We start from the raw sequence: 18,395 nt of genomic DNA, 5'->3' as shown, positions 1-18,395 counted from the left end.
CGATCGTCGAACGGGGCGAATGGCCGCGTATCCCCCGCTTCGTGAGGTGCGCGGCGCAGACCCGCTGCTCCCCGAGGTGCGAGACGCGGCCCCACCGCTCCCTAATCCGAAAGAACCGCAAAACCCATGGTCCCTGAGGTGCGAGGCGCGACCCCCTGCTCCCTGAGGTGCGAGCGAAGCGAGCCACGAAGGGTCCTCGTGAGTTGCCTCGCCAAACCCTTCGAGGCTCGTCGCTTGCGCTCCTCACACCTCAGGGAGCATGGGGCGGGTACGCGCCTCGCATCGGGCCTAAGGGGGTCAAGTCACTCAGGGCGCGGGCGGCGGCGGGTAGACGAGGTCGTTGACGCGGTAGACCACCGCGTCGCCGCGGCGGAACACCTCGGTCAATCCGGGAGCGCCGTTCTGACGCAACGCCAGGAAGGGGTCGCCCTGGTGACCGCGGGCGGGGTCGGGCATGCCGCGCTGGAACTCCCAGTAACTCGGCGGCGAGTCGATCACGTAGTGCACGTTCATGTCTCGCACGATCTGGTCGATGGCCGGGTCGGCGCCGATCTCCGACACCCCCCAGAACAGGTCGCGCTGCCGCTCGGAGAACTCGTTGGCTCGGTAGAAGGGGAACATCGGGGTGACCCCGGTGACCGGGTACAGCCAGCCGGTGCCCTGGTCGAGGTTGTTGAGGACCAGGACGTCCTGGGCGTCGGGCTGCGCGGCGAGCCACTCGTAGGCGGCGAGATCGTCGGGCCCGACATACTTGCCGCCCCGCTCCTTCGACGCGATCTGCGCGTTCGGCGGATAACGCACGACGGCGGCTCCGGCGATCAGACCCAGCAACACCACGTATGTCGCGGCCACCACCCAGCGCGCCTTCCCCGAAGTCGCCTCGGCCGGTTTCTGACCGTCGGCCGGTTCCGATGCCACGCGGCGTCGGACCAGACCTGCGACGCCGAGCGCGAGAACCCCGATCGCGACGCCGGCCGCCGCGGCCGAGAGGATCGCGACCACGAACGTGAGCCGGTGGGGTGAGTTGTAGAAGTAGCCGCCGATCGCCCCGAGCGGGTACGACAGCGGCCCTAGGGACACCATCGCGTTGGCGGTCACCAGGGCGAACACGAACCATGCGACCAGTCCGGCCCAGCATCGCAGCCATACGAGCGCGATCAGCCCGAGCAGGGTGACGACGATCAGCGGCCACACCGGGAAGTGGTCGAGCTCGAGCGGGATCGTCCCGTTGAACGCGCCCTTGACGAGCCCGTCGAGGACGCCGATCGTCTCCTCACGGAAGTCGAAGAACGGGAGTTCGTTGGTGTCGGCGACCCGGATGGTGCCCAGGATGACGGGTGCGATGAGGACCAGCGTCACCACCGCCGTGACGGCCAGCGTCGCGAGATCGCGCAGGCGACCGGCGACCGGACGCCACAGACCCTCGCACAGCCACCAGAGGCCGACGATCACGCCGACGACGATCAGGCCGGAGGGGTGGGTGGCGGTCACACCGGCCACGGCCAGCGCGGCCGGCAGCACACGCGATCTGTCCGACACCACGCTCATCACGAGGACGGCGGCGACCGGCGCCAGGCTCACGCCGACCGCGTTCGGCACCGAGGTCAGCTGGACCTCGACGTAGGGCAGGGACGGGAACAGCGCGCTCAGCGCACCCGCGGTACCGGCGATGAGAGCCGACGAGTCGACGTCGTAGCGGTGCCGCGCGAACCAGTAGGCCAGCGACGCGACACCGAGCGGAACGGTGATCGCCAGCACGGCGGGCGAATACGTGTTGTAGAGCTCGACCGGGTCGGTACCGGTCAGCGGGAACAGCAACGCACCCAGCGCATGCCAGGTGTTCGGGTAGTAGTTGAACCCCTGGGTGTCGTAGTTCATCAGCTCGCCCATCCGCATGGCCGAGCCGACGCCCGTCTCGTGGATCCAGCGCAGCGAACTGGCGTGCCACAACGAATCCCACACCTGCGAGATGTTGCCGAGACCGGCGAATGCGGTCGTCGCGATCGGCCGGATACAGGTGACGGCGATGACGAGTCCACCGAGTCCGAGCCCGGCGGCGACCCTCACCACCGCGGTCCGTCCCACGCGGGATTCGCCGTCGGCGTCGGGTACCGGCGCCAGCCGCTGACCCCAGCGGGTGAGCAGCAGTGCCGAGTAGACCCAGGCACCGCCGACCGCGAAGACCAGACCCACCAGGGCCGAGACGGCATTCCACTCGAAGCCGACGACGGAGTACAGCACCGTCAGGATCGAGACCAGGGCGAACGTGATGGGCGGACCGGCGGCCAGCGCGACCGGCCACGGGAGGTTCATCCGTCGGCCGACGAACGCGCCGGGCAGGATGAGCACGAGCGCGGTCACGACGACGACCCATGCTCCCAGCATCATCGTCTGCGCCTTTCCACACTCGCCCGCTGCACTCCCCGTCGCACCGCGGTGTCACTGCGCGGTGCCTGATCAAACTCTCAGCAGGTTACCGGGTGGTCGATCGACGACGCGTCACCGTGTGCGGGCGGCCCCGGCGGCCGAGCCTGCCATTGCGGCGGTACCGGGTTCGTCGACGGGCGCACCGTGGCGACGATGTCCGAGCAGAGCGACGATCAGGCTCATCATCGCGGCGACGGCGCCGAAGCCGAACATGACCGGGTAGGTGATCGCCGGCCAGCTCTCCGAGATCCAGGCCAGAACCGCCGGAACCCCGAAGCCGAGGTAGGTCACGCCGTAGAACACGGCCGTGAGCCCGGCGAGGTCGTCGGGTCCGGCGATGCGCTGCACCTCCAGCAGGCCGACGATCATCGCCATGCCGTATCCGCAGCCGAGCAGCGTCGACGCCATGAGCGCGACCCATACGGTCAGCACGTGTGCCGCCACGGCCGCGAGGACCATTCCGGCCACGAGCACCACGAAGGCGACGACGACACCGCGGAGACTCCCCGGCCGGTTGATCCGCCGACCCAACGACTGGATGCCGAAACCGGCGGACAGGCCGAGGACGCAGCACAGGCCGGCGAACGCGATCGGCGCTCCCGCGGTGCGGGCGGACATGAGGGCGGGGACGATCGCGTAACCCGATGCGGCGGCACCGAAAACCCAGGGCGCCAGTGGCAGCACGACGAACAGGAAACGACGATGGCCCGCGGACGGGATGCGCAGGTCGTCACGCAGACGCCCCGGCGAGTCTTGTCTGGGACGCGTCTCCGGCACCAGCACGATCAGGTTCGCCGCGACGACCGCGACGGCGATGTTGATCAGGTACGGCAGCACATGCGGCCACGGCCCCCACTGCGCGAGCACCCCGGCCACACCGGCGCCGACGCCGAAGCCGGCCGTGAGACTCATGGCCGCGCGACCGGCGCCGGCACCCGTCTGCGCACCGTCGCGGTCGGAGAGTTCCTTGATCCAACTCCCCCACGGCCATCGAGAGACCCAGCGCGATGCCGCTGCACACCCGCCCGGCGGTCAGCAGTGCCACCGACTCCGAGCCCGCGGCCAGCAGTCCCGAGCCGACCGCCGCGAACAGCGGGGCGGGCAGCATGAGTGGCCGTCGGCCCAGCCGATCCGACAACGGGCCGCCGATCAGCAGGGCGGGCACGATGCCCAGGACGTAGGCGAAGAGCAACGCGTCGACGACGACCGGCGACATGTCGGTGATCTGCCGGTACATGACCAGCAGCGGCGTGAATTCGTTGCCGCCCCACGCGGTGGCGAACACGGCGAGCGCGACGGCGGGCCATCCGAAGCGCGCGCGGTCGGCGCTCATGCCGGTGCCCCGGGGAGGTCGTGCCCGGGTAGATCGTGAACCGCGACGAGGTGGCCGGCGAGCAGGGTGTCGAAACGTTCGGCGTCGGCGGACTCGATCGCGTCGAGGAGCGCGCGGTGGTCGTCGAGGATTCGGGCCGCGACACTCGCGTCCCGGTGCACCGACGCCGTCGTCATCCGTCGATGCCGCTCCCCGAGCGTGGTGTAGAAGCCGGACAGCAATGCGTTGTCGCCGGCGGCGGCGATGAGCTGATGGAACTCGGCGTCGATGCGGGAGAACTCCCGGATGTCCGAGGCGTCGGACCGTCGATGGGCGTCGAGGTTGGCGCGCAGACTCCGCACGAGTCCGGCCACCGCGCCCGGCCGGCCCACGACCGCACGCACCGCGTGCCGTTCGAGGAGCAGGCGCGCGTCCACGACGTCGCGGATCTCGCGCTCACCGATGGGGACCACGAGGGCTCCCCGTTTCGGGTAGAGACGCATCCAGCCTTCCGTCTCCAACCGCAGGAACGCCTCGCGCACCGGCGTACGGCTCACCGAGCACTTCGCGGCGATCTCACCCTCGCTGATCAGCTCACCGCCGGCGATCGCGTTTGTGAGAATTTGCTCTTTGACCTCGACATATACCCGCTCAGCAGCGGATTCGGAGGTCGCATGCAACATAGACACAAGTTGTACCTTATCAATGATCATTGGACACTTCACCTGGGCCGACCCACCTTCCGGAACGATCCCAGACGGTGAGACACTTAATCCGGCCGTAACGAGCGTCACCCCGCTCGCACGAGCCCGGCCCGCGTCCGCTGAGCCCACCTGCTCGCGTCGATGCGGATCACTTCTAGCTCGCGGGCAGCGTGGCCGGCGAGACGATGCAACCCGCATTTCGCGGCTTTTCAGGAGGACCCGTGACGAGCACGGAGGACACACGTATGGGTGAGACCCCCTACACCGAACCCACGATCGCCGACCACCCCATCACCGACGAAGAGATCTTCTTGGCCCACGTCGGCGGCAAGCTCTCGGTGGAGCTGCGCGCACCCATCGACACCCAGCGCGACCTGTCGATCGCCTACACCCCGGGTGTGGCCCAGGTGTCGCGTGCGATCGACACCGATGCGACCCTGGTGAACAAGTACACCTGGACCGATCGCCTGGTCGCAGTGGTGAGCGACGGCTCGGCGGTCCTCGGACTCGGCGACATCGGCCCCCGCGCCTCGCTGCCGGTCATGGAGGGCAAGTCCGCACTGTTCCGCAGCTTCGCCGGACTCAACTCGATCCCCATCGTTCTCGACACCCAGGATCCCGACGAGATCGTCGAGACCCTCATCCGACTCCGCCCGAGCTTCGGCGCCGTGAACCTCGAGGACATCTCCGCGCCGCGCTGCTTCGAGATCGAGCGCCGCGTCATCGAGGCCCTCGACTGCCCGGTCATGCACGACGACCAGCACGGCACCGCGATCGTCGTCCTCGCCGCCCTCAAGGGCGCGACGACCCACCTCGGCCGCGATCTCGCCGGCCTGAAGGTCGTGATCTCCGGCGCCGGTGCCGCGGGTGTCGCGTGCGCGAACATCCTTCTGGCAGTGGGCATCTCCGATGTCGTCGTGTTGGATTCCAAGGGCATCGTGTCTGCGGGACGTGACGGCCTGAACGAGTCGAAGAGCGAACTGGCGTCACGCACCAACCCGCGCGGGCTGACCGGTGGCGCGGTCGAGGCGCTCGCGGGCGCGGATGTGTTCATCGGTGTGTCGGCCGGTCTGATCCCCGAAGAGCTCATCGCGTCGATGAACGACGATTCGATCGTCTTCGCCCTGTCGAACCCCGACCCGGAGATCCATCCGGAGGCCGCCGCGAAGTACGCGGCGATCGTCGCGACCGGACGCAGCGACTTCCCGAACCAGATCAACAACGTCCTCGCCTTCCCCGGCGTCTTCAAGGGTGCGCTCGACGCCGGTGCACGACGCATCAGCGAGGGCATGAAAATCGCTGCGGCCGAAGCCATCTTCTCGGTCGTCGCCGATGACTTGCGCGCCGACCGCATCGTGCCCAGCCCGCTCGACGACCGGGTCGCCCCGGCGGTCGCGGCCGCCGTCGCCGACGTCGCCCGCGCCGAGGGGCACTGCTCCTAGCCGTAGGGCTTCGATCTCGACTGAAAACCACCCTCCAGGAGGGCGCCGACGGCAATTTGTCGTCGGTCCGCCTGTGGAGGGTGGTTTTCAGCAGTTCGGCGGCGTCACTCACCACCCCATGAGCTCCGCCGACTCCTCGGCGATGGCCGGGCCGAGGGTCATCCCGCGGCCACCGGGGCCGGTGACCGCCCACACCCCGTCCCCGATGGACTCGCGGCACACGATGCGATGGGGCTCGGTGCACTGGCTGTAGACGCCGGCCCAGCGGCGCTGGATCTTTGGCAGCGGCCGCCCGAGCAGCCCCTCCGTCACCTCGACGAGGTGGGCGTAGGGATCCTCGTCGACGTCGAAGGTGAACGGTTCGACGTACTCGTGGGTGTCGCCGATGGTCAGCCCACCGTGCAGGCGCTGCACGCACAGCAGCTGCATCCCGTGGTCGGCGGCGACCGGTCGCTGCGGTTCGGTGCGCCGAAGTTCCTCGAGGGCGGGGCCCGCAAAGCCCGGGTAGTAGCGGAGGCTGTCGCCGTCGGCGATCGAAGTGGTGAGACGTTGCCCGAGTGGTGCCGTCTGCATCATCTGCAATCGGACCCGACGGACCGGCAGCTCGCCGAAGATCTCGCGGAGCAGTCCGCGATGAGTTGCGCCGGGGCACAACACGACACAGTCGCCTGCGTGAACGGCCCCGGTGTCATCACGAACCGAGGTGCCGGTGATCGCGCGCGCCTCGACGCCCGGAACGAAGGTGTATCGACCCGATCGCTCCAAGCGGAATCGCAAGGCGGGCATCGCCTGTCGGGACTCCACAGCGGCGTCGGACGCGCAGTACAGTCCGGCGAGGTAGTTCCCCTGTAGCGCAGGGTTCTTCTCCGCGACCTCGATCCGGCGCAACAGGGAGAATCCCCGACGCTGCGCGTCGTCGCGGGCGAGCACCTCTTCGGCGACGGCGAGTTCAGCCTCGGTACGTAACAGGGTGATCGAGCCGTTCGCCCGGAAGCCGACCTTCGGGACCTGGGTGCCGATCTGCTCCCAGAGGATGCGGGAGCGCAGCGCGATCTCCAGTTCGGGAGCGGATCGCCCCGAGACCCACACCAATCCGAAGTTGCGGACGGTGGCGCCCCGCGCTTCGAGTTCACGATCCAGATGGATCACCTCGTGCCCGCGTTCGACGGCCATCCAGGCGTGTGCGGTCCCGATGATGCCGGCACCGACGATGATCACGCGCATGCGTTCACTTCTCCTCTGTCGAAAGATGGTGTCATTCAGGGCGCGACGGCGACGCGCAGAGCGGCCCCCGGGGCCGGTTGCAACGCGCCCTCGATCTGGTCCAGTGGCAGCGGGTTGGTCACCAACTCCGACCATGGATGACGGTCGACGGTTCGCGCCAGGAAGTCGACGGCCTGCTGTAGATGACGGGGCTCGTAGTTGTGGACCCCGGTGATCGTCCACCAGCGTCGGACCACCTGCGCCGGATCGATGTCCAGCACCGGGCCCGGGGTCACCGAACCGGCCAGCACGAGCGTCCCGGCGACGTCCAGCCGGGCGAGTCCCCGTCGGATGAAGTCCGACGAGCCGGTGAAATCGAGTACGACGTCGACGTTCTCGCCGTCGTCGGGCCGCGCCCCGAATCCGGTGGCCTGCTCCACGCGCGCCCGGTCCCAGTCGGCGATCAGGACGTCGGCGCCGCGGTCGGCACACACCGCCGCCGCGGTCGTCCCCAGCATTCCCGCTCCACCGACGAGGACGCGGTGCCCGGACACCTCCCCGGCACGCTCGGCGACCGCCATCACGGTGGCGGTGGCGCAGGCCGCTGGGGCGGCCACTACATCGTCGAGAGCGTCGGGAATACCGACCGACGTGGTGCCAGCCGGCAGCAGAATGTGCGTGGCGTATCCCCCGGACAGCGGCCAATCACCGTCGAACGGTTCATGTCCGACCTTGCGCACCCGCCGGCACTTGGCGGTGACGCCGCGTCGGCACCGATCGCACTCACCGCACGAGACGGTGACTGACCAGACGACGCGATCCCCTGTGCGGGCGGTCGCTCCCGCGCCGGCGTCGACCACCTCACCCACCGCCTCGTGTCCGAGTACGGAGGGGCAGGGCGATTCTCGACGCCCGGTCACGGTGTGCAGGTCACTGCCGCACACCGTGGCCAGGCGCACCCGGACGAGAACCTCGCCGGGACCAACTGCAGGAAAGGGCATTTCGACGATGTCGATCCGATCGCCCCTCCAGACGGCGGCACGGGTCAGACGAGTCGTGAGCGTATCCAACCGGACAACCTCTCGATGGTGTAGACGATGACGAAGATGATGAGCACGATGGCCCCGGCGACCTCGAAGTCGAGGGTGCGGATCGATTCGAAGAGCAGGAAGCCGATACCGCCGGCGCCGACGATGCCGAGCACCGTGGATGTGCGGATGTTGACGTCGAGCAGGTACAAACCAGAGCCGACGATGGACGGCATGGCCTGCGGGATCACCGCAGCGAACAGGGTTCTCCACCACCCGCAACCAACCGCGCGGGCGGCCTCGACGGGCCCCGGGTCGATCTCCTCCACGGAGTCGGCGACGAGCTTGGCGAGGAAGCCGATCGAACCGATTGCCAGGGCGCAGGTTCCGGCCACCGGACCCAGCCCCAGCGCGGCGACGAACACCACCGCGAGAATGAGCTCCGGCACAGCCCGAACGACGAGGATCCAGGCCCGCGCACCCCAGTACACCGCCGTATGCGGAGTGACGTTGCGAGCAGCGAGGATTCCGACCGGGATCGACAGCACCGCACCTATCGCGGTGGACACGACGCCGATCGCGACCGTCTGGAACGCGGCGTCGAACAGGTCGGCGCCCAGAGTGCTGAAGTCGGGCGGGATCATCCGGCCGAACACCTCGACGGCCGGGGTATCCACGCGATCAGCGCCCACGGCGTGATCTCCAGGACCACCATCGCGGCAACCGTCGCAGCGACCACCAGCAGCCCGAAACCCGTCCGGACGGCGCGTTCCAGACCGGGCCGCATGGGCGACGGCGTCAGCAGCACGCGGCGGATTCCGATGGCCAGCAACTCCATCGCGGCGATGATCACGAGGATAACGAGCACGATGCCGAGGGCTCGCGGATAGATCAGACCACGGAGCGCGTCCTGCAGTGCGAAGCCGATTCCGCCCGCGCCGACGAACCCGAGCACGACCGACATCCGGAGGTTGATGTCGATGCGGTAGACGAACGCCCCGATCCACGCCGGGACACATTGCGGTACGACCGCATTGACCATCTCGCGGACATAGCCGACGCCCGTGCTGCGCACAGCTTCGCGCGGCCCCTCGTCGACCTGCTCGATCGCGTCCGCGAACAGCTTGCCGAGCATGCCGATCGAATGCAACGCCAGGGCCAGGATGCCCGGCAGCACACCGATACCCAGAGCACGGACGAACAAGACCGCGAACAGGAGGTCGGGCATCGCTCGGCAGAACGTGATGATGGCCCGCGCCACCGCCTGGACCGCAGGATGCGGACTGGTGTTGCGAGCGGCCAGGAACGCCAGCGGCACCGACGCGATCGCGGCGAGCACGGTGCCCAGCACCGCCATCAGCAGAGTCTCCAACGCCAGCAAGCTGATCCGGCCGGGATCACCGAGCCGAGGTGGCAGCATCCGCTCGATGAGCGCGACGATGTCCTCGATCCCGTAGATCAGTGTTCCCGGCGCGAAGTCGATCCACCACGCGCAGATCAGCGTGGCGACAAGGCCTCCGACCGCGATGCCGGGCAGGACCGCGCGGTTCCACCCGGGTCGCTTCCGCGCAGACGGGTCCGCCCGCGGTCGATCGAGCAGCGGGGTGTTCATCGGCGTCGCGCCGCGTTCGTCGACGCCGACACCGGGTCGACCCGTCGGTAGACGTCCATCACCTCGTCGCGGTCCAGTCCGACCGTGGAGCGATCCAGAACCTTCTGCCCACTGCGCAATCCGACGATGCGGTGCGCCCATCCGAGGGCCAGGTCCACCTGGTGCAGGGTGCAGAGGATGGTGAGCTTCTCCTCGACGCACACCTGGAACAGCAGATCCATGACGACGCCGGCGTTCTCCGGGTCGAGGGAGGCCACCGGTTCGTCGGCGAGCAGGAGCGTCGGTTTCTGCATCAGCGTGCGTGCGATGGCGACGCGCTGCTGCTGCCCGCCGGAGAGGGTGTCGGCGCGACGGTCGGCGAGGTCGGCGAGACCGACACGGTCGAGGTGCTCGAAGGCCCCCTGGCGCATGTGCTTCGGGTACGTGAGCGCACCGTAGCGCGGGCACCGGAGTCGGCCGAGCCCGCCGAGCAGGACGTTCTCGAGACAGCTGATCCGGCCGACGAGGTTGAAGTGCTGGAAGACGAACCCGACGTCGCGTCGTAGAGCTCGCATCTCGGCGCGCCCGGCGCGATCGACCCGGTGCCCCACGACGTCGACGACGCCGGACGTCGCGGGATGCAGTCCGTTCAGGCAGCGGAGGAAGGTGGACTTCCCGGACCCGGAAAGGCCGAGGAGCACAACCAGTTCGCTGCGATGGACGTCGAGCGACACGTCGTCGACCGCCAGGGTGTTCCCGAATCGCTTGGTCAGACCATCGACGTGGACGACGAGGTCGTCGCCTGCGACCTGCGGATGGACGGCCATCTCAGCTCGCACACTTTTCCGACTTGGTGACGTCACAGACGTGCCGCACACCGGCGTAGTCCTCGTCGGAGGCAGGCACGACGCCCCAGGCGCGCTCGTCGGTGATCAGGCACTCGTCTCCGGAGCAGAATCCCGCCGCTTCCATCGACTCCTTGTTGACCTGCTCGGTGAACACCTTGGTGAGCGTGTCGATGGCTTCCGGGCCCAGCGAATTGTTCGCCGCGAACACCGATCCCGCGATCATCTCCGACTTCCAGACCGTCTTCAGCTGTCCTTGCTGGAGGTCACCCTTCTCGATGAGGGTCTTGTCGACCATCGAGTCGAAGGCGAATCCGGCTTCGCAGTCACCGGAGGCCACCGACAGCGCCGACGCGTCGTGTCCGCCTGCGTAGATCGGGGTGACGCCGGCGGCGAGGTCGGTCTCGGTGCCGGACTTGATCACCCCGGCTTCGATGAGACCGGCGCTCGGGTAGAGGAAGCCGGAGGTGGACCCGGGGTCGACGAAACAGACCGTCTTGCCGGCGAAGTCATCGATGCTGTTGACGGACGCGTTGTCGGCCTTGGCGATTCCGTAGGACTGGTATCCCGGTTCCGCGCCCTTCTCCGACACCACGGCTCCGATCGGGGTGATGTCGGCCCCGTTGAGGCCGGCGACGACGTAGGCGAAGGGACCGAAGAAGGCGAGGTCGACGTTGTCGGCGATCATCCCCTCGACAACGCCGGCATAGTCGGATGCCTGCACGAACTCGACCTTCGACCCGGTTTCCTGTTCGATCACCTTGATGACCGGGTCGTAGCTGGCCTTGAGATCGGAGGAGTTCTCGGCCGGGATCGCGGCGAGGGTGAGGGTCTCGGGAAAACCATTGTCGTTGACCGCTTCCGAATCGCCGCCGGAACATCCGGCGAGGACGAGGGCGGTGGTGGCGAGGGCGGCGGTGATCGCGAGCGGAGATTTACGGATCATCATCGGGGGTCAGCCTTTCGGGACGTTGCGGGGTCGGTTCGAGGAGCGGGTCAGGGGGCGGTGATCAGAGCGGGGAGATCGGCGACCGACGCGAGCACCCGATCGGCACCCGCGGCGCGCAGGGTGTGCTCGTCGTGGGCGCCGGTGAGCACGCCCACGGCCAGGCCGGCGCGGGCGCGCCGTGCGGTGTCGATGTCGCTCGACGTGTCGCCGACGACGACGACGTTGGCCATGTCGTCGACCTGCGCGGTGAGAGCGGCGGCGAGTACGAGGTCCGGGTACGGGCGACCGCGCAGTCCGGCGGTGGGAGCGAGGACCTGGTCGACGACCTCGGCCCACCCCAGTGAGTCGAGAATCCGCTGCTGGGTGGCCGGGCTGAACCCGGTGGTGAACGCGGTAGTGATCCCGCGCGATCGCAGGTCCGCGAAGGTCTCCGCCGCTCCCGGGATCGGCTCGACACCGTCGTCGATCAGTTCTCCGTAGGCCTCTTCGAACGCTTCGTTGGCCCGGCGGGCCGCGTCGTCGGAGCCGAGAAGCGCGCGGAACACCGCGATCTTGGACTGTCCCATCGTGTCGAGGACGTAGGTGCGGGCGCGGTCGCGTTCCACGCCCTCGGCCGGGATGCCGACCGCGGTCGCGGCGATCTCGAACGCCTGGGTGACGAGCCCGTCGTCGACAATCGTCGTGCCGGCCATGTCGAAGACGACGAGTTGGACGGACGAGGTGCCGTCGTGTGAGGTGGTTGTCCCCGCAGGTTCCGAAGCAGGCTCAGTGAAGTCATCGGTTGTACGCATGAGCCCACTCTCGCGTTTGGTATAGACCAATTCGGGTGTCTTACCCCAACGCCAGGTGAACACTCGGTTGCCACTTGGTCTAGACCATTATTTGCTATGTTGGTCGCATGACCCTGTCCGAGCAACCGCGCGTTCTCAAGCACCAGGTGGTCAGGTCCCGGCTGGAGGAACTCCTTCAAGACCTCGTCGAGGGTGATCCCTTTCCCGCGGAACGCGATCTCGCCGAGAGCTTCTCGGTGTCACGCGAGACCATCCGACAAGCACTTCGAGAGCTGTTGCTCGACGGCAAAATCGAGCGCCGGGGTCGGATGACGGTGGTCGCGGGTCCCAAGATCCGACAACCGTTGTCGATCGGTTCGTACACCGAGGCGGCCCGCGAGCGCGGGATGGAGACCAGTCGCATCCTGGTGGGATGGACGAACCTGACGGCCGACGCGGTGCTCGCCGAACGCCTGGCGATCGCCGTCGGCGACCCGGTCATCCAGCTCGAGCGTGTCTTCACGACCGACAGGGTGCGCGTCGCGCTGGAACGGACACGCCTGCCGGCCTTCCGGTACCCCGATCTCGAACGCGACTTCGAGGTGACCTCGTCGTTGTATGCCGAATTCCGTAGGCGCGGGGTGCGTTTCGGGCGTACCGAGGACACCATCGAGACGACGTTGCCCGACGCGCGTGAGGCCGCTCTGCTCAACGTCGACGCTCGTACGCCGATGTTCTTGCTGAACCGCTTGTCCTACGACAAGGACGACGTCCCCATCGAGTATCGGCGTTCGCTGTACCGGGGCGACCGGATGGCGTTCACGCAGACGATGTACGCCGACTGATCAGTAGTTCTGGTCCTGCCAGGTGCACAGGCACACCTCGTTGCCCTCGGCGTCGGCGAGGACCCAGAAGGCCGGGGCGTACTCGTCGGTGAGGAGTTGGCCGCCGGCGGTGATGGCCGACTGCAGCCGCTCGTGTAGTTCGTCGGTCGGGATCCACAGGTCGACGTGCATCCTGCTCCGCTGGGGACGAGGTTCGTCCATCTGCTGGAACCAAACGCTGGGTAGGCGCCCAGCCGGATCGACGAGGTCGACAGGTTCGCGATCGGCCGCGTCGCCGTAGCCCAGGACGGCTTTCCAGAAGGGCCTGATGGCCGGGATGTCGAGGGCGTCGATGGCGAGGATGAACTGGGTGACGGGCGCGGACACCGGCTCGAGGCCGAGGTCGGCGGCGATGCCCGTGATCCGGTTCGCCAGCGCGACATCGGCTTCGGTGAGCTGGTGCGCGCTGTGCGTGGTGAGCACGAGATGCACCGTGCCGTAGCGCAGGTCGATGTCGGGGTGGTGGTTCGCCTCTTCGGCGGCGTCGATGATCTTGGCGACGAATTCACCGCCCCGCACCATCGATCCGGTGTTGTAGGCGGCGGCGAGTCGGTCGGCGATGACACGCCAGGGATCGGCGACCATCTCGGCGGCCTCGGCGGTGGTGAGCGGTGAGCGAGTGGACCCGGTCATGTCGCCCCATGCTGCCCCGTTCCGGTGGATTGCGAAAGGGGGCGCGCCTCAGTGCCTGTTGGTGGTCGCCGCGGCCAGTGTCGCGATCGACTGGTGCGTCGCCGGCAGGAACCCGCGGCGCGCCTCTAGGTCCAGGGCGGTGCCGGCGCCGATGACCGGGTCGTAGTCGAGCCCGATGACTCCGCCGACCGCACCGGACACCACGTTCACCAGCATGTCGGCGAGGCCAACCTGATGGGTGGCCGGTAGTTGGGCGGAGATGACGACGATGGTCTTCTCCAGCACCCCGGCCCGGTCCCATTCGGTGAAGACGACCCGGGCGCGGTTGAGCAGGTCGGGTCGCGCCGCGATCACGAGTACCGGGGTGAGATTCGGGAGGTCGTCTTCGGCGAGTTCGGGCAGCAGCGTGAGCGGATGCGCGCCGGCGTCGACGACGGGAACCGCGCCCTGCCGCCACGTCTCGACGACGGCGTCGGTGACCGTCGCCTCCTCGGGCGGAAGCCACAGACCCGTGCCCGACGCCGTGCGCAACAGTTCGGGGTTACCCGACCCGCAGAGCCGCAGCTCGATGTCGCAGTCGTTCCCCGACGCATCCACCCACCACGAGAGAAGGCCGAGCGTCGACGACGCCCGATGCTCCGCGAGCAGCGCCGAGACAACCGACGTGCCAACGCCTCCCGCAGTCCCGCACACGACGACGGCCCGCTCGGCCCAGGCCTGCGGGTCGCCGTCGCGTGGAGTGGTCGGGTTGGTCATCAGGGGTCAAGGAACGAGCATGTAGATGGTCGAACCGTAGCCGGAAGGGACTCGAACAGGACTATTGGGGGAAAACCCACCGAACCCAAGGCTGACTGGACCTGAGCCGGTGTTGATCTCCCAAACCTTCTTCTCACCCGGACGCGGGCCGAACGTTGCGGTAACCCACTTTTCCAGGTTGTAACCCCGCACGCTGGTGTAGTAGTTCCCAAACAGCACTCGGCAATTCGGATTACGCTTCCAACTCGCCCCAGCCCCAGTGAACCCGTGCGACCGCACCGTGACCCTGACTACACCCCGCTTACCCTTCGGCGCATCCACAGTCGCGTTAACCGCACCCCGGCAGTAGGAGTGGTCGCCAAATATCCCGAAGTTGTAGCCGGTGGTCGAAACCTGGGGAATCGGAGCCGCAGACGCCTGACTGACGCCCGCCATGCACAACGCGCCAACGATAAGGCCGACAAACATAGTCGCGAGTAATCGTTTCACTTGATCCCTCCTTACCTTCTGCGGGCGCTCAGTTACGGGACCAACAGGTAGAAACCCGCCCCGTACGACTGGGGTGAGGCGATCGGGCTGTTAGTCGAGTAGGCAGTTACGCCGAATACGACTACACCCGAACCCGTATGGACGTCCCAAGTCTTGCTCTCACCGTGTCGCGGCCCGAAGCCAGCTCTCACCCACTTCTGAATGTTGAGTCCTCGACCGCTCGTGTACGTTGTCGCAAAAAGGACTCGACACCTCGGATTCTTCTTCCATCCCGGGCCGTCGCCTGTGAAGCCGTGCGACCGTGCAGTTACTCGAACCACACCGGGCTTCCCTGCCGGCGCATCGAGACCGATGTTGACAGCTCCGCGGCAGAAGGAGTGGTCACCAAAGGTGCCAAAATTGTTCCCGGTCGTTGATAGCTGGGGAATGGGGGCTGCGGTTGCGTGACCACCGCCAGCAACCGTAGCGACGCTTGCCAAGACAAGCGCGACCACAAAGATCAAGAGCTTTTTCATTCAGATCCTTCGTGCAACAGATCGACGCCTACGGCACCGTCATGAAGAAGGAGGGTCCAGCAGGGGATTGCAGGACGCGAACGGCACTGTTGACGGCATATGTAGTGATGCCCATCCAAGCGGGGCCGGAGCCGGTCACGACGTGCCACGTCTGCTTCTGCCCTGGTTTCGGCCCGAAAGAACCAACCGTCCACTTCTCTATATCGATCCCTCGGACACTTGTGACAGCGGAGCGAAATAGGAAGCGGCAATTCGGATTCCGATTCCATGAAGGACCCTGACCCGAGAATCCGTGTGAAGTCGCGGTGACCTTGACAACGCCACGTTTCTTAGCCACGGCGTCGACTCTGTATGTAATAGCACCGCGGCAGAAAGAATGGTTACCAAACGTACCGAATGTCGTGCCGTTTGTACTGAAGTTCTGCAACGGCGCAGCAGACGCCTGGCCCGCGCCGACAATGACACCTAAAGTAGCGATTACGACAACGAACACGGATACGATTGCCTTTTTCACTTCACAACCTCTTTGCTGATCGACCGAGATTAACGTAATCCTTCGCGCGCTTCATATCATTTCCTAGCAGCGCTAGCGTGGTCGGCCTCGCCGGGCCACTGCACGTCACTACCCGGGACCGCATCCTTGAGAGTCTCGGATTGCGCCCGCGTCCAGTCACGGACTGATCGTTCGACTTGAGGCCCGAACACCGCGTAGGGCGAGCGTGCTTGCATGCCAGACCATTTGAAGGTCGAGGCTCCGACGGTCGCATCGACGTCACCGCGATGATTTACCACGTAGTCAACAGCCGGCAGTCCAGAGCGACGCGCATGGTCCGATGTCAGGTGGAATTCGAATTGGTTCGGGCCAGACTCGGGCAGCGCGTGCCGCGGGCCCTGCTGACGCCACGGCTCGGTTGGGTCGGCACCCGGGTCGCCCGCCCCGAGCGAGTACGCCAGTAGGCCACCTGCAGTACCCCCAATAGCGGCACCGACCACAGCCCCCGCAGCTCCAGCTCCGATTCCACCAACCGCTGCGCCTATTCCAGCTCCACCGAGTGCGTTAATGCCCGATGTAGCACCACCCGTCGTGACGGCACCGACTATCGCACCCGCCACCGCACCAATCGGGGCGCCAACCACCGCGCCCACAACAGCCGACGGAATACCAAGCGCGACAGCACCAGCCGTGCCACCGGCCATGACGCCGATGATCGTCGCGGCCGCACGACGAGTCGCCTCATCCTCAGGAACACCAGCAGAAATCAGTCCCTGCGCGATCTTCGCCTCGCCATAGGCCGACCACGCATTGATCGAGTTCACATCACGCTTCGACATCCCCTCCGGAATGTCAGTGACGAAGTTGCCCACACGGATCTTCTCCGGCGGCGGCGCGATCGGCCGAACCGGCGGAGCAACCCGCGGAGCCACCCGATTGTTGATCAACGGAGTGTAGGGCTCGTCATACGAATACGACCCAGGCGCGGTGTACGCCTGATAAGGCGCCTCCACCGGCGGCCCCGGAATACTGCCCGGCCCCGGAACCACGACCGGCTCGACCGTCGCCTCAGCACCGGCACCACCATCCGGCGACACATCACTCGGACTCGTGCCACCCTGCCCCGGAGCCGTGTCGCCCGGACTCGTGCCACCCTGCTCCGGCACCGCAAACGCCGCCCCGGCGCCCGCAGTGATCGACACCGCGACCACCGCCGACGTCACCGACAGCAATGGACCACTCGGCACCCGACGCTTCCGATGCCGACCCCGACTATGACTCATTACTCGACTACCTCTCTGGTGCGCCCACGGCGGGCGAGATCTCACTCAACGGATCGGATGGACTGGATGTAGGACTTGCCGCCGATGGTCGTCGTGCGGATGACCTGGCGGTAGGTGATGGGCGCCGCGTCGGGCTGCAGTTCGGTGAGCACCACCGAGTACTCGCCCGGGCCGCGCTCGGCGACCGTCAGACAGTGCCGGGTACCGAGTGGACGCTGATTGATGTACTGCTGCATCACGTACTCAGAGGCCACCGCGCCCGGCGCCGCGGCCGCCCGTGCCGCCCTCGCCGAGCGCAGAACGTAATAGGCGTGGTTGAAGGCGCGGATCGCACCGGCACCCGACTCTTGATTACCGGCATCGTCGCCGTCGGACACCGTCGTCCCCGACCCCACCGGGCGCTGCGTACAGACGGGCTCGCTCGCCACAGCGGACGTGGACGGCAACAGCGAATCGGAGGCGTCAGCGGTGGACGTCGATGCCGTCGTCGATGCGGGCTCGCCGCCGCGCGTCAGGACCACACCCAAGGCTGTGGCGACAATCACAAGAATCGCTGCTGCCGCACCTGCGATTCGCAGTGGTGAACCGAGACGTGCGGGCTTCTCACCGCGTGCGGCCGATCCGCTCTTCCGCTTCGCACGGACCGACTTTTCCGCCTCCGCCAGGAACGCGTCAAGCTCCGACGCCGGGCGCGGCGCGACGACCTGAGGTGCCGCGGCCACTGGCCGGACCGGCTTCTCGAGCATCGGAACCGGGCGCTCGAGAACGGCCACCGCGGACGGCTGCGAGGCCACCTGAGCTGGGCCGACGGAGCGGTATCGGGCCAGGTGAGCGGCCAGATCGGCGGCTGGCGTCGCGTCGGAAGCGGGCGACGGCGGGACGTCGGGGAACCACAGTGCGGAAGCGCGCGGCGGCACCAAAGATCCCTCCCCCGGCCGGTGATCATGTCGTCGTGAAGTTGCACTCAACGACGGCACGACGCAGGGGGTCCCCCGATGACGTCGGCATATGCCGTCGCTGACCTCGGGACACCCTACAACAGCTCTCAGGACGTTCTCAGCTGTCATCCAC

Annotated in this window: 14 protein-coding genes and 2 pseudogenes; 2 read left to right on the top strand and 14 right to left on the bottom strand. The window is 67.3% G+C overall.

Annotated features, from left to right (window positions below):
- Window positions 1–306: 306 nt before the first annotated feature.
- From MVF96_RS02925 to MVF96_RS02915, 3 genes and pseudogenes are all read right to left on the bottom strand, one after another.
- Window positions 307–2,388: a DUF6541 family protein gene (locus MVF96_RS02925; RefSeq protein WP_247451150.1), complete on the bottom strand. Its 2,082-nt coding sequence runs from the start codon at window positions 2,386–2,388 to the stop codon at window positions 307–309.
- Window positions 2,389–2,499: 111 nt separating this feature from the next.
- A pseudogene (locus MVF96_RS02920) lies at window positions 2,500–3,760 on the bottom strand (MFS transporter).
- The gene (locus MVF96_RS02915) at window positions 3,757–4,422 is read right to left on the bottom strand and encodes a GntR family transcriptional regulator (protein WP_065630510.1); all 666 of its coding nucleotides are present in this window, start codon (window positions 4,420–4,422) and stop codon (window positions 3,757–3,759) included. Before MVF96_RS02915 ends, MVF96_RS02920 begins: the two are co-directional and overlap by 4 nt.
- 266 nt (window positions 4,423–4,688) lie before the next feature.
- On the opposite strand from MVF96_RS02915, the gene MVF96_RS02910 reads away from it, so the two are divergent.
- Window positions 4,689–5,885, top strand: a complete 1,197-nt coding sequence (locus MVF96_RS02910; RefSeq protein WP_058251397.1) for an NAD(P)-dependent malic enzyme — start codon at window positions 4,689–4,691, stop codon at window positions 5,883–5,885.
- A gap of 108 nt (window positions 5,886–5,993) precedes the next feature.
- Here MVF96_RS02910 and MVF96_RS02905 read toward each other — a convergent pair whose 3' ends face one another.
- The 6 genes and pseudogenes from MVF96_RS02905 to MVF96_RS02880 form a co-directional block, all read right to left on the bottom strand.
- Window positions 5,994–7,109: a TIGR03364 family FAD-dependent oxidoreductase gene (locus tag MVF96_RS02905; RefSeq protein WP_247451148.1), complete on the bottom strand. Its 1,116-nt coding sequence runs from the start codon at window positions 7,107–7,109 to the stop codon at window positions 5,994–5,996.
- 35 nt (window positions 7,110–7,144) lie between these two features.
- Window positions 7,145–8,158, bottom strand: coding sequence for a zinc-binding dehydrogenase (locus tag MVF96_RS02900; protein WP_247451146.1), 1,014 nt, complete (start codon window positions 8,156–8,158; stop codon window positions 7,145–7,147).
- Window positions 8,134–9,728 (bottom strand): annotated as a pseudogene (gene phnE / locus MVF96_RS02895) (phosphonate ABC transporter, permease protein PhnE). Before phnE ends, MVF96_RS02900 begins: the two are co-directional and overlap by 25 nt.
- Window positions 9,725–10,534, bottom strand: coding sequence for a phosphonate ABC transporter ATP-binding protein (gene phnC, locus MVF96_RS02890; protein WP_247451144.1), 810 nt, complete (start codon window positions 10,532–10,534; stop codon window positions 9,725–9,727). The pseudogene phnE and the gene phnC overlap by 4 nt, the downstream one beginning before the upstream one ends.
- Before the next feature lies 1 nt (window position 10,535).
- Window positions 10,536–11,501, bottom strand: coding sequence for a phosphate/phosphite/phosphonate ABC transporter substrate-binding protein (locus MVF96_RS02885; RefSeq protein ID WP_247451142.1), 966 nt, complete (start codon window positions 11,499–11,501; stop codon window positions 10,536–10,538).
- Between the two features lie 47 nt (window positions 11,502–11,548).
- Window positions 11,549–12,292: a phosphonatase-like hydrolase gene (locus MVF96_RS02880; protein ID WP_137808624.1), complete on the bottom strand. Its 744-nt coding sequence runs from the start codon at window positions 12,290–12,292 to the stop codon at window positions 11,549–11,551.
- A 107-nt stretch (window positions 12,293–12,399) separates the two neighbouring features.
- Between MVF96_RS02880 and MVF96_RS02875 the strand changes: the two genes are divergently transcribed.
- The gene (locus tag MVF96_RS02875; RefSeq protein WP_065630516.1) at window positions 12,400–13,116 is read left to right on the top strand and encodes a GntR family transcriptional regulator; all 717 of its coding nucleotides are present in this window, start codon (window positions 12,400–12,402) and stop codon (window positions 13,114–13,116) included.
- Here MVF96_RS02875 and MVF96_RS02870 read toward each other — a convergent pair whose 3' ends face one another.
- The 5 genes from MVF96_RS02870 to MVF96_RS02845 all read right to left on the bottom strand — a co-directional run bounded on the left by MVF96_RS02870 (window position 13,117) and on the right by MVF96_RS02845 (window position 18,241).
- Window positions 13,117–13,788 carry a VOC family protein gene (locus MVF96_RS02870; RefSeq protein WP_247451140.1) on the bottom strand — a complete coding sequence of 224 codons (672 nt, stop codon included), beginning with the start codon at window positions 13,786–13,788 and terminating at the stop codon, window positions 13,117–13,119.
- Between the two features lie 48 nt (window positions 13,789–13,836).
- On the bottom strand, window positions 13,837–14,544 hold the full coding sequence (locus MVF96_RS02865; protein ID WP_226512323.1) for a hypothetical protein: 708 nt from the start codon (window positions 14,542–14,544) through the stop codon (window positions 13,837–13,839).
- A 6-nt stretch (window positions 14,545–14,550) separates the two neighbouring features.
- Window positions 14,551–15,012: an enoyl-CoA hydratase gene (locus MVF96_RS02860; protein WP_171011527.1), complete on the bottom strand. Its 462-nt coding sequence runs from the start codon at window positions 15,010–15,012 to the stop codon at window positions 14,551–14,553.
- Between the two features lie 1,106 nt (window positions 15,013–16,118).
- Window positions 16,119–17,324, bottom strand: coding sequence for a hypothetical protein (locus MVF96_RS02850; protein ID WP_247451138.1), 1,206 nt, complete (start codon window positions 17,322–17,324; stop codon window positions 16,119–16,121).
- A gap of 41 nt (window positions 17,325–17,365) precedes the next feature.
- Complete coding sequence (locus tag MVF96_RS02845; protein WP_247451136.1) at window positions 17,366–18,241, bottom strand: DUF8176 domain-containing protein; 876 nt, start codon at window positions 18,239–18,241, stop codon at window positions 17,366–17,368.
- Between the last annotated feature and the right edge of the window lie 154 nt (window positions 18,242–18,395).

Source organism: Gordonia hongkongensis, assembly GCF_023078355.1.
GTDB classification, from domain to species: domain Bacteria; phylum Actinomycetota; class Actinomycetes; order Mycobacteriales; family Mycobacteriaceae; genus Gordonia; species Gordonia hongkongensis.
Note: the sequence above shows the minus strand (reverse complement) of the source record. Positions and strands in the feature narration are given on the sequence as shown.

What these genes read in the sequence shown, in the direction of transcription:
- MVF96_RS02925 (WP_247451150.1), bottom strand. Translation starts at nt 2,388, where the DNA reads ATGATGCTGGGAGCATGGGTCGTCGTCGTGACCGCGCTCGTGCTCATC.
- phnC (WP_247451144.1), bottom strand. Translation starts at nt 10,534, where the DNA reads ATGGCCGTCCATCCGCAGGTCGCAGGCGACGACCTCGTCGTCCACGTC.
- MVF96_RS02865 (WP_226512323.1), bottom strand. Translation starts at nt 14,544, where the DNA reads ATGACCAACCCGACCACTCCACGCGACGGCGACCCGCAGGCCTGGGCC.
- MVF96_RS02905 (WP_247451148.1), bottom strand. Translation starts at nt 7,109, where the DNA reads ATGCGCGTGATCATCGTCGGTGCCGGCATCATCGGGACCGCACACGCC.
- MVF96_RS02860 (WP_171011527.1), bottom strand. Translation starts at nt 15,012, where the DNA reads ATGTTTGTCGGCCTTATCGTTGGCGCGTTGTGCATGGCGGGCGTCAGT.
- MVF96_RS02885 (WP_247451142.1), bottom strand. Translation starts at nt 11,501, where the DNA reads ATGATGATCCGTAAATCTCCGCTCGCGATCACCGCCGCCCTCGCCACC.
- MVF96_RS02875 (WP_065630516.1), top strand. Translation starts at nt 12,400, where the DNA reads ATGACCCTGTCCGAGCAACCGCGCGTTCTCAAGCACCAGGTGGTCAGG.
- MVF96_RS02915 (WP_065630510.1), bottom strand. Translation starts at nt 4,422, where the DNA reads ATGTTGCATGCGACCTCCGAATCCGCTGCTGAGCGGGTATATGTCGAG.
- MVF96_RS02880 (WP_137808624.1), bottom strand. Translation starts at nt 12,292, where the DNA reads ATGCGTACAACCGATGACTTCACTGAGCCTGCTTCGGAACCTGCGGGG.
- MVF96_RS02870 (WP_247451140.1), bottom strand. Translation starts at nt 13,788, where the DNA reads ATGACCGGGTCCACTCGCTCACCGCTCACCACCGCCGAGGCCGCCGAG.
- MVF96_RS02910 (WP_058251397.1), top strand. Translation starts at nt 4,689, where the DNA reads ATGGGTGAGACCCCCTACACCGAACCCACGATCGCCGACCACCCCATC.
- MVF96_RS02850 (WP_247451138.1), bottom strand. Translation starts at nt 17,324, where the DNA reads ATGAGTCATAGTCGGGGTCGGCATCGGAAGCGTCGGGTGCCGAGTGGT.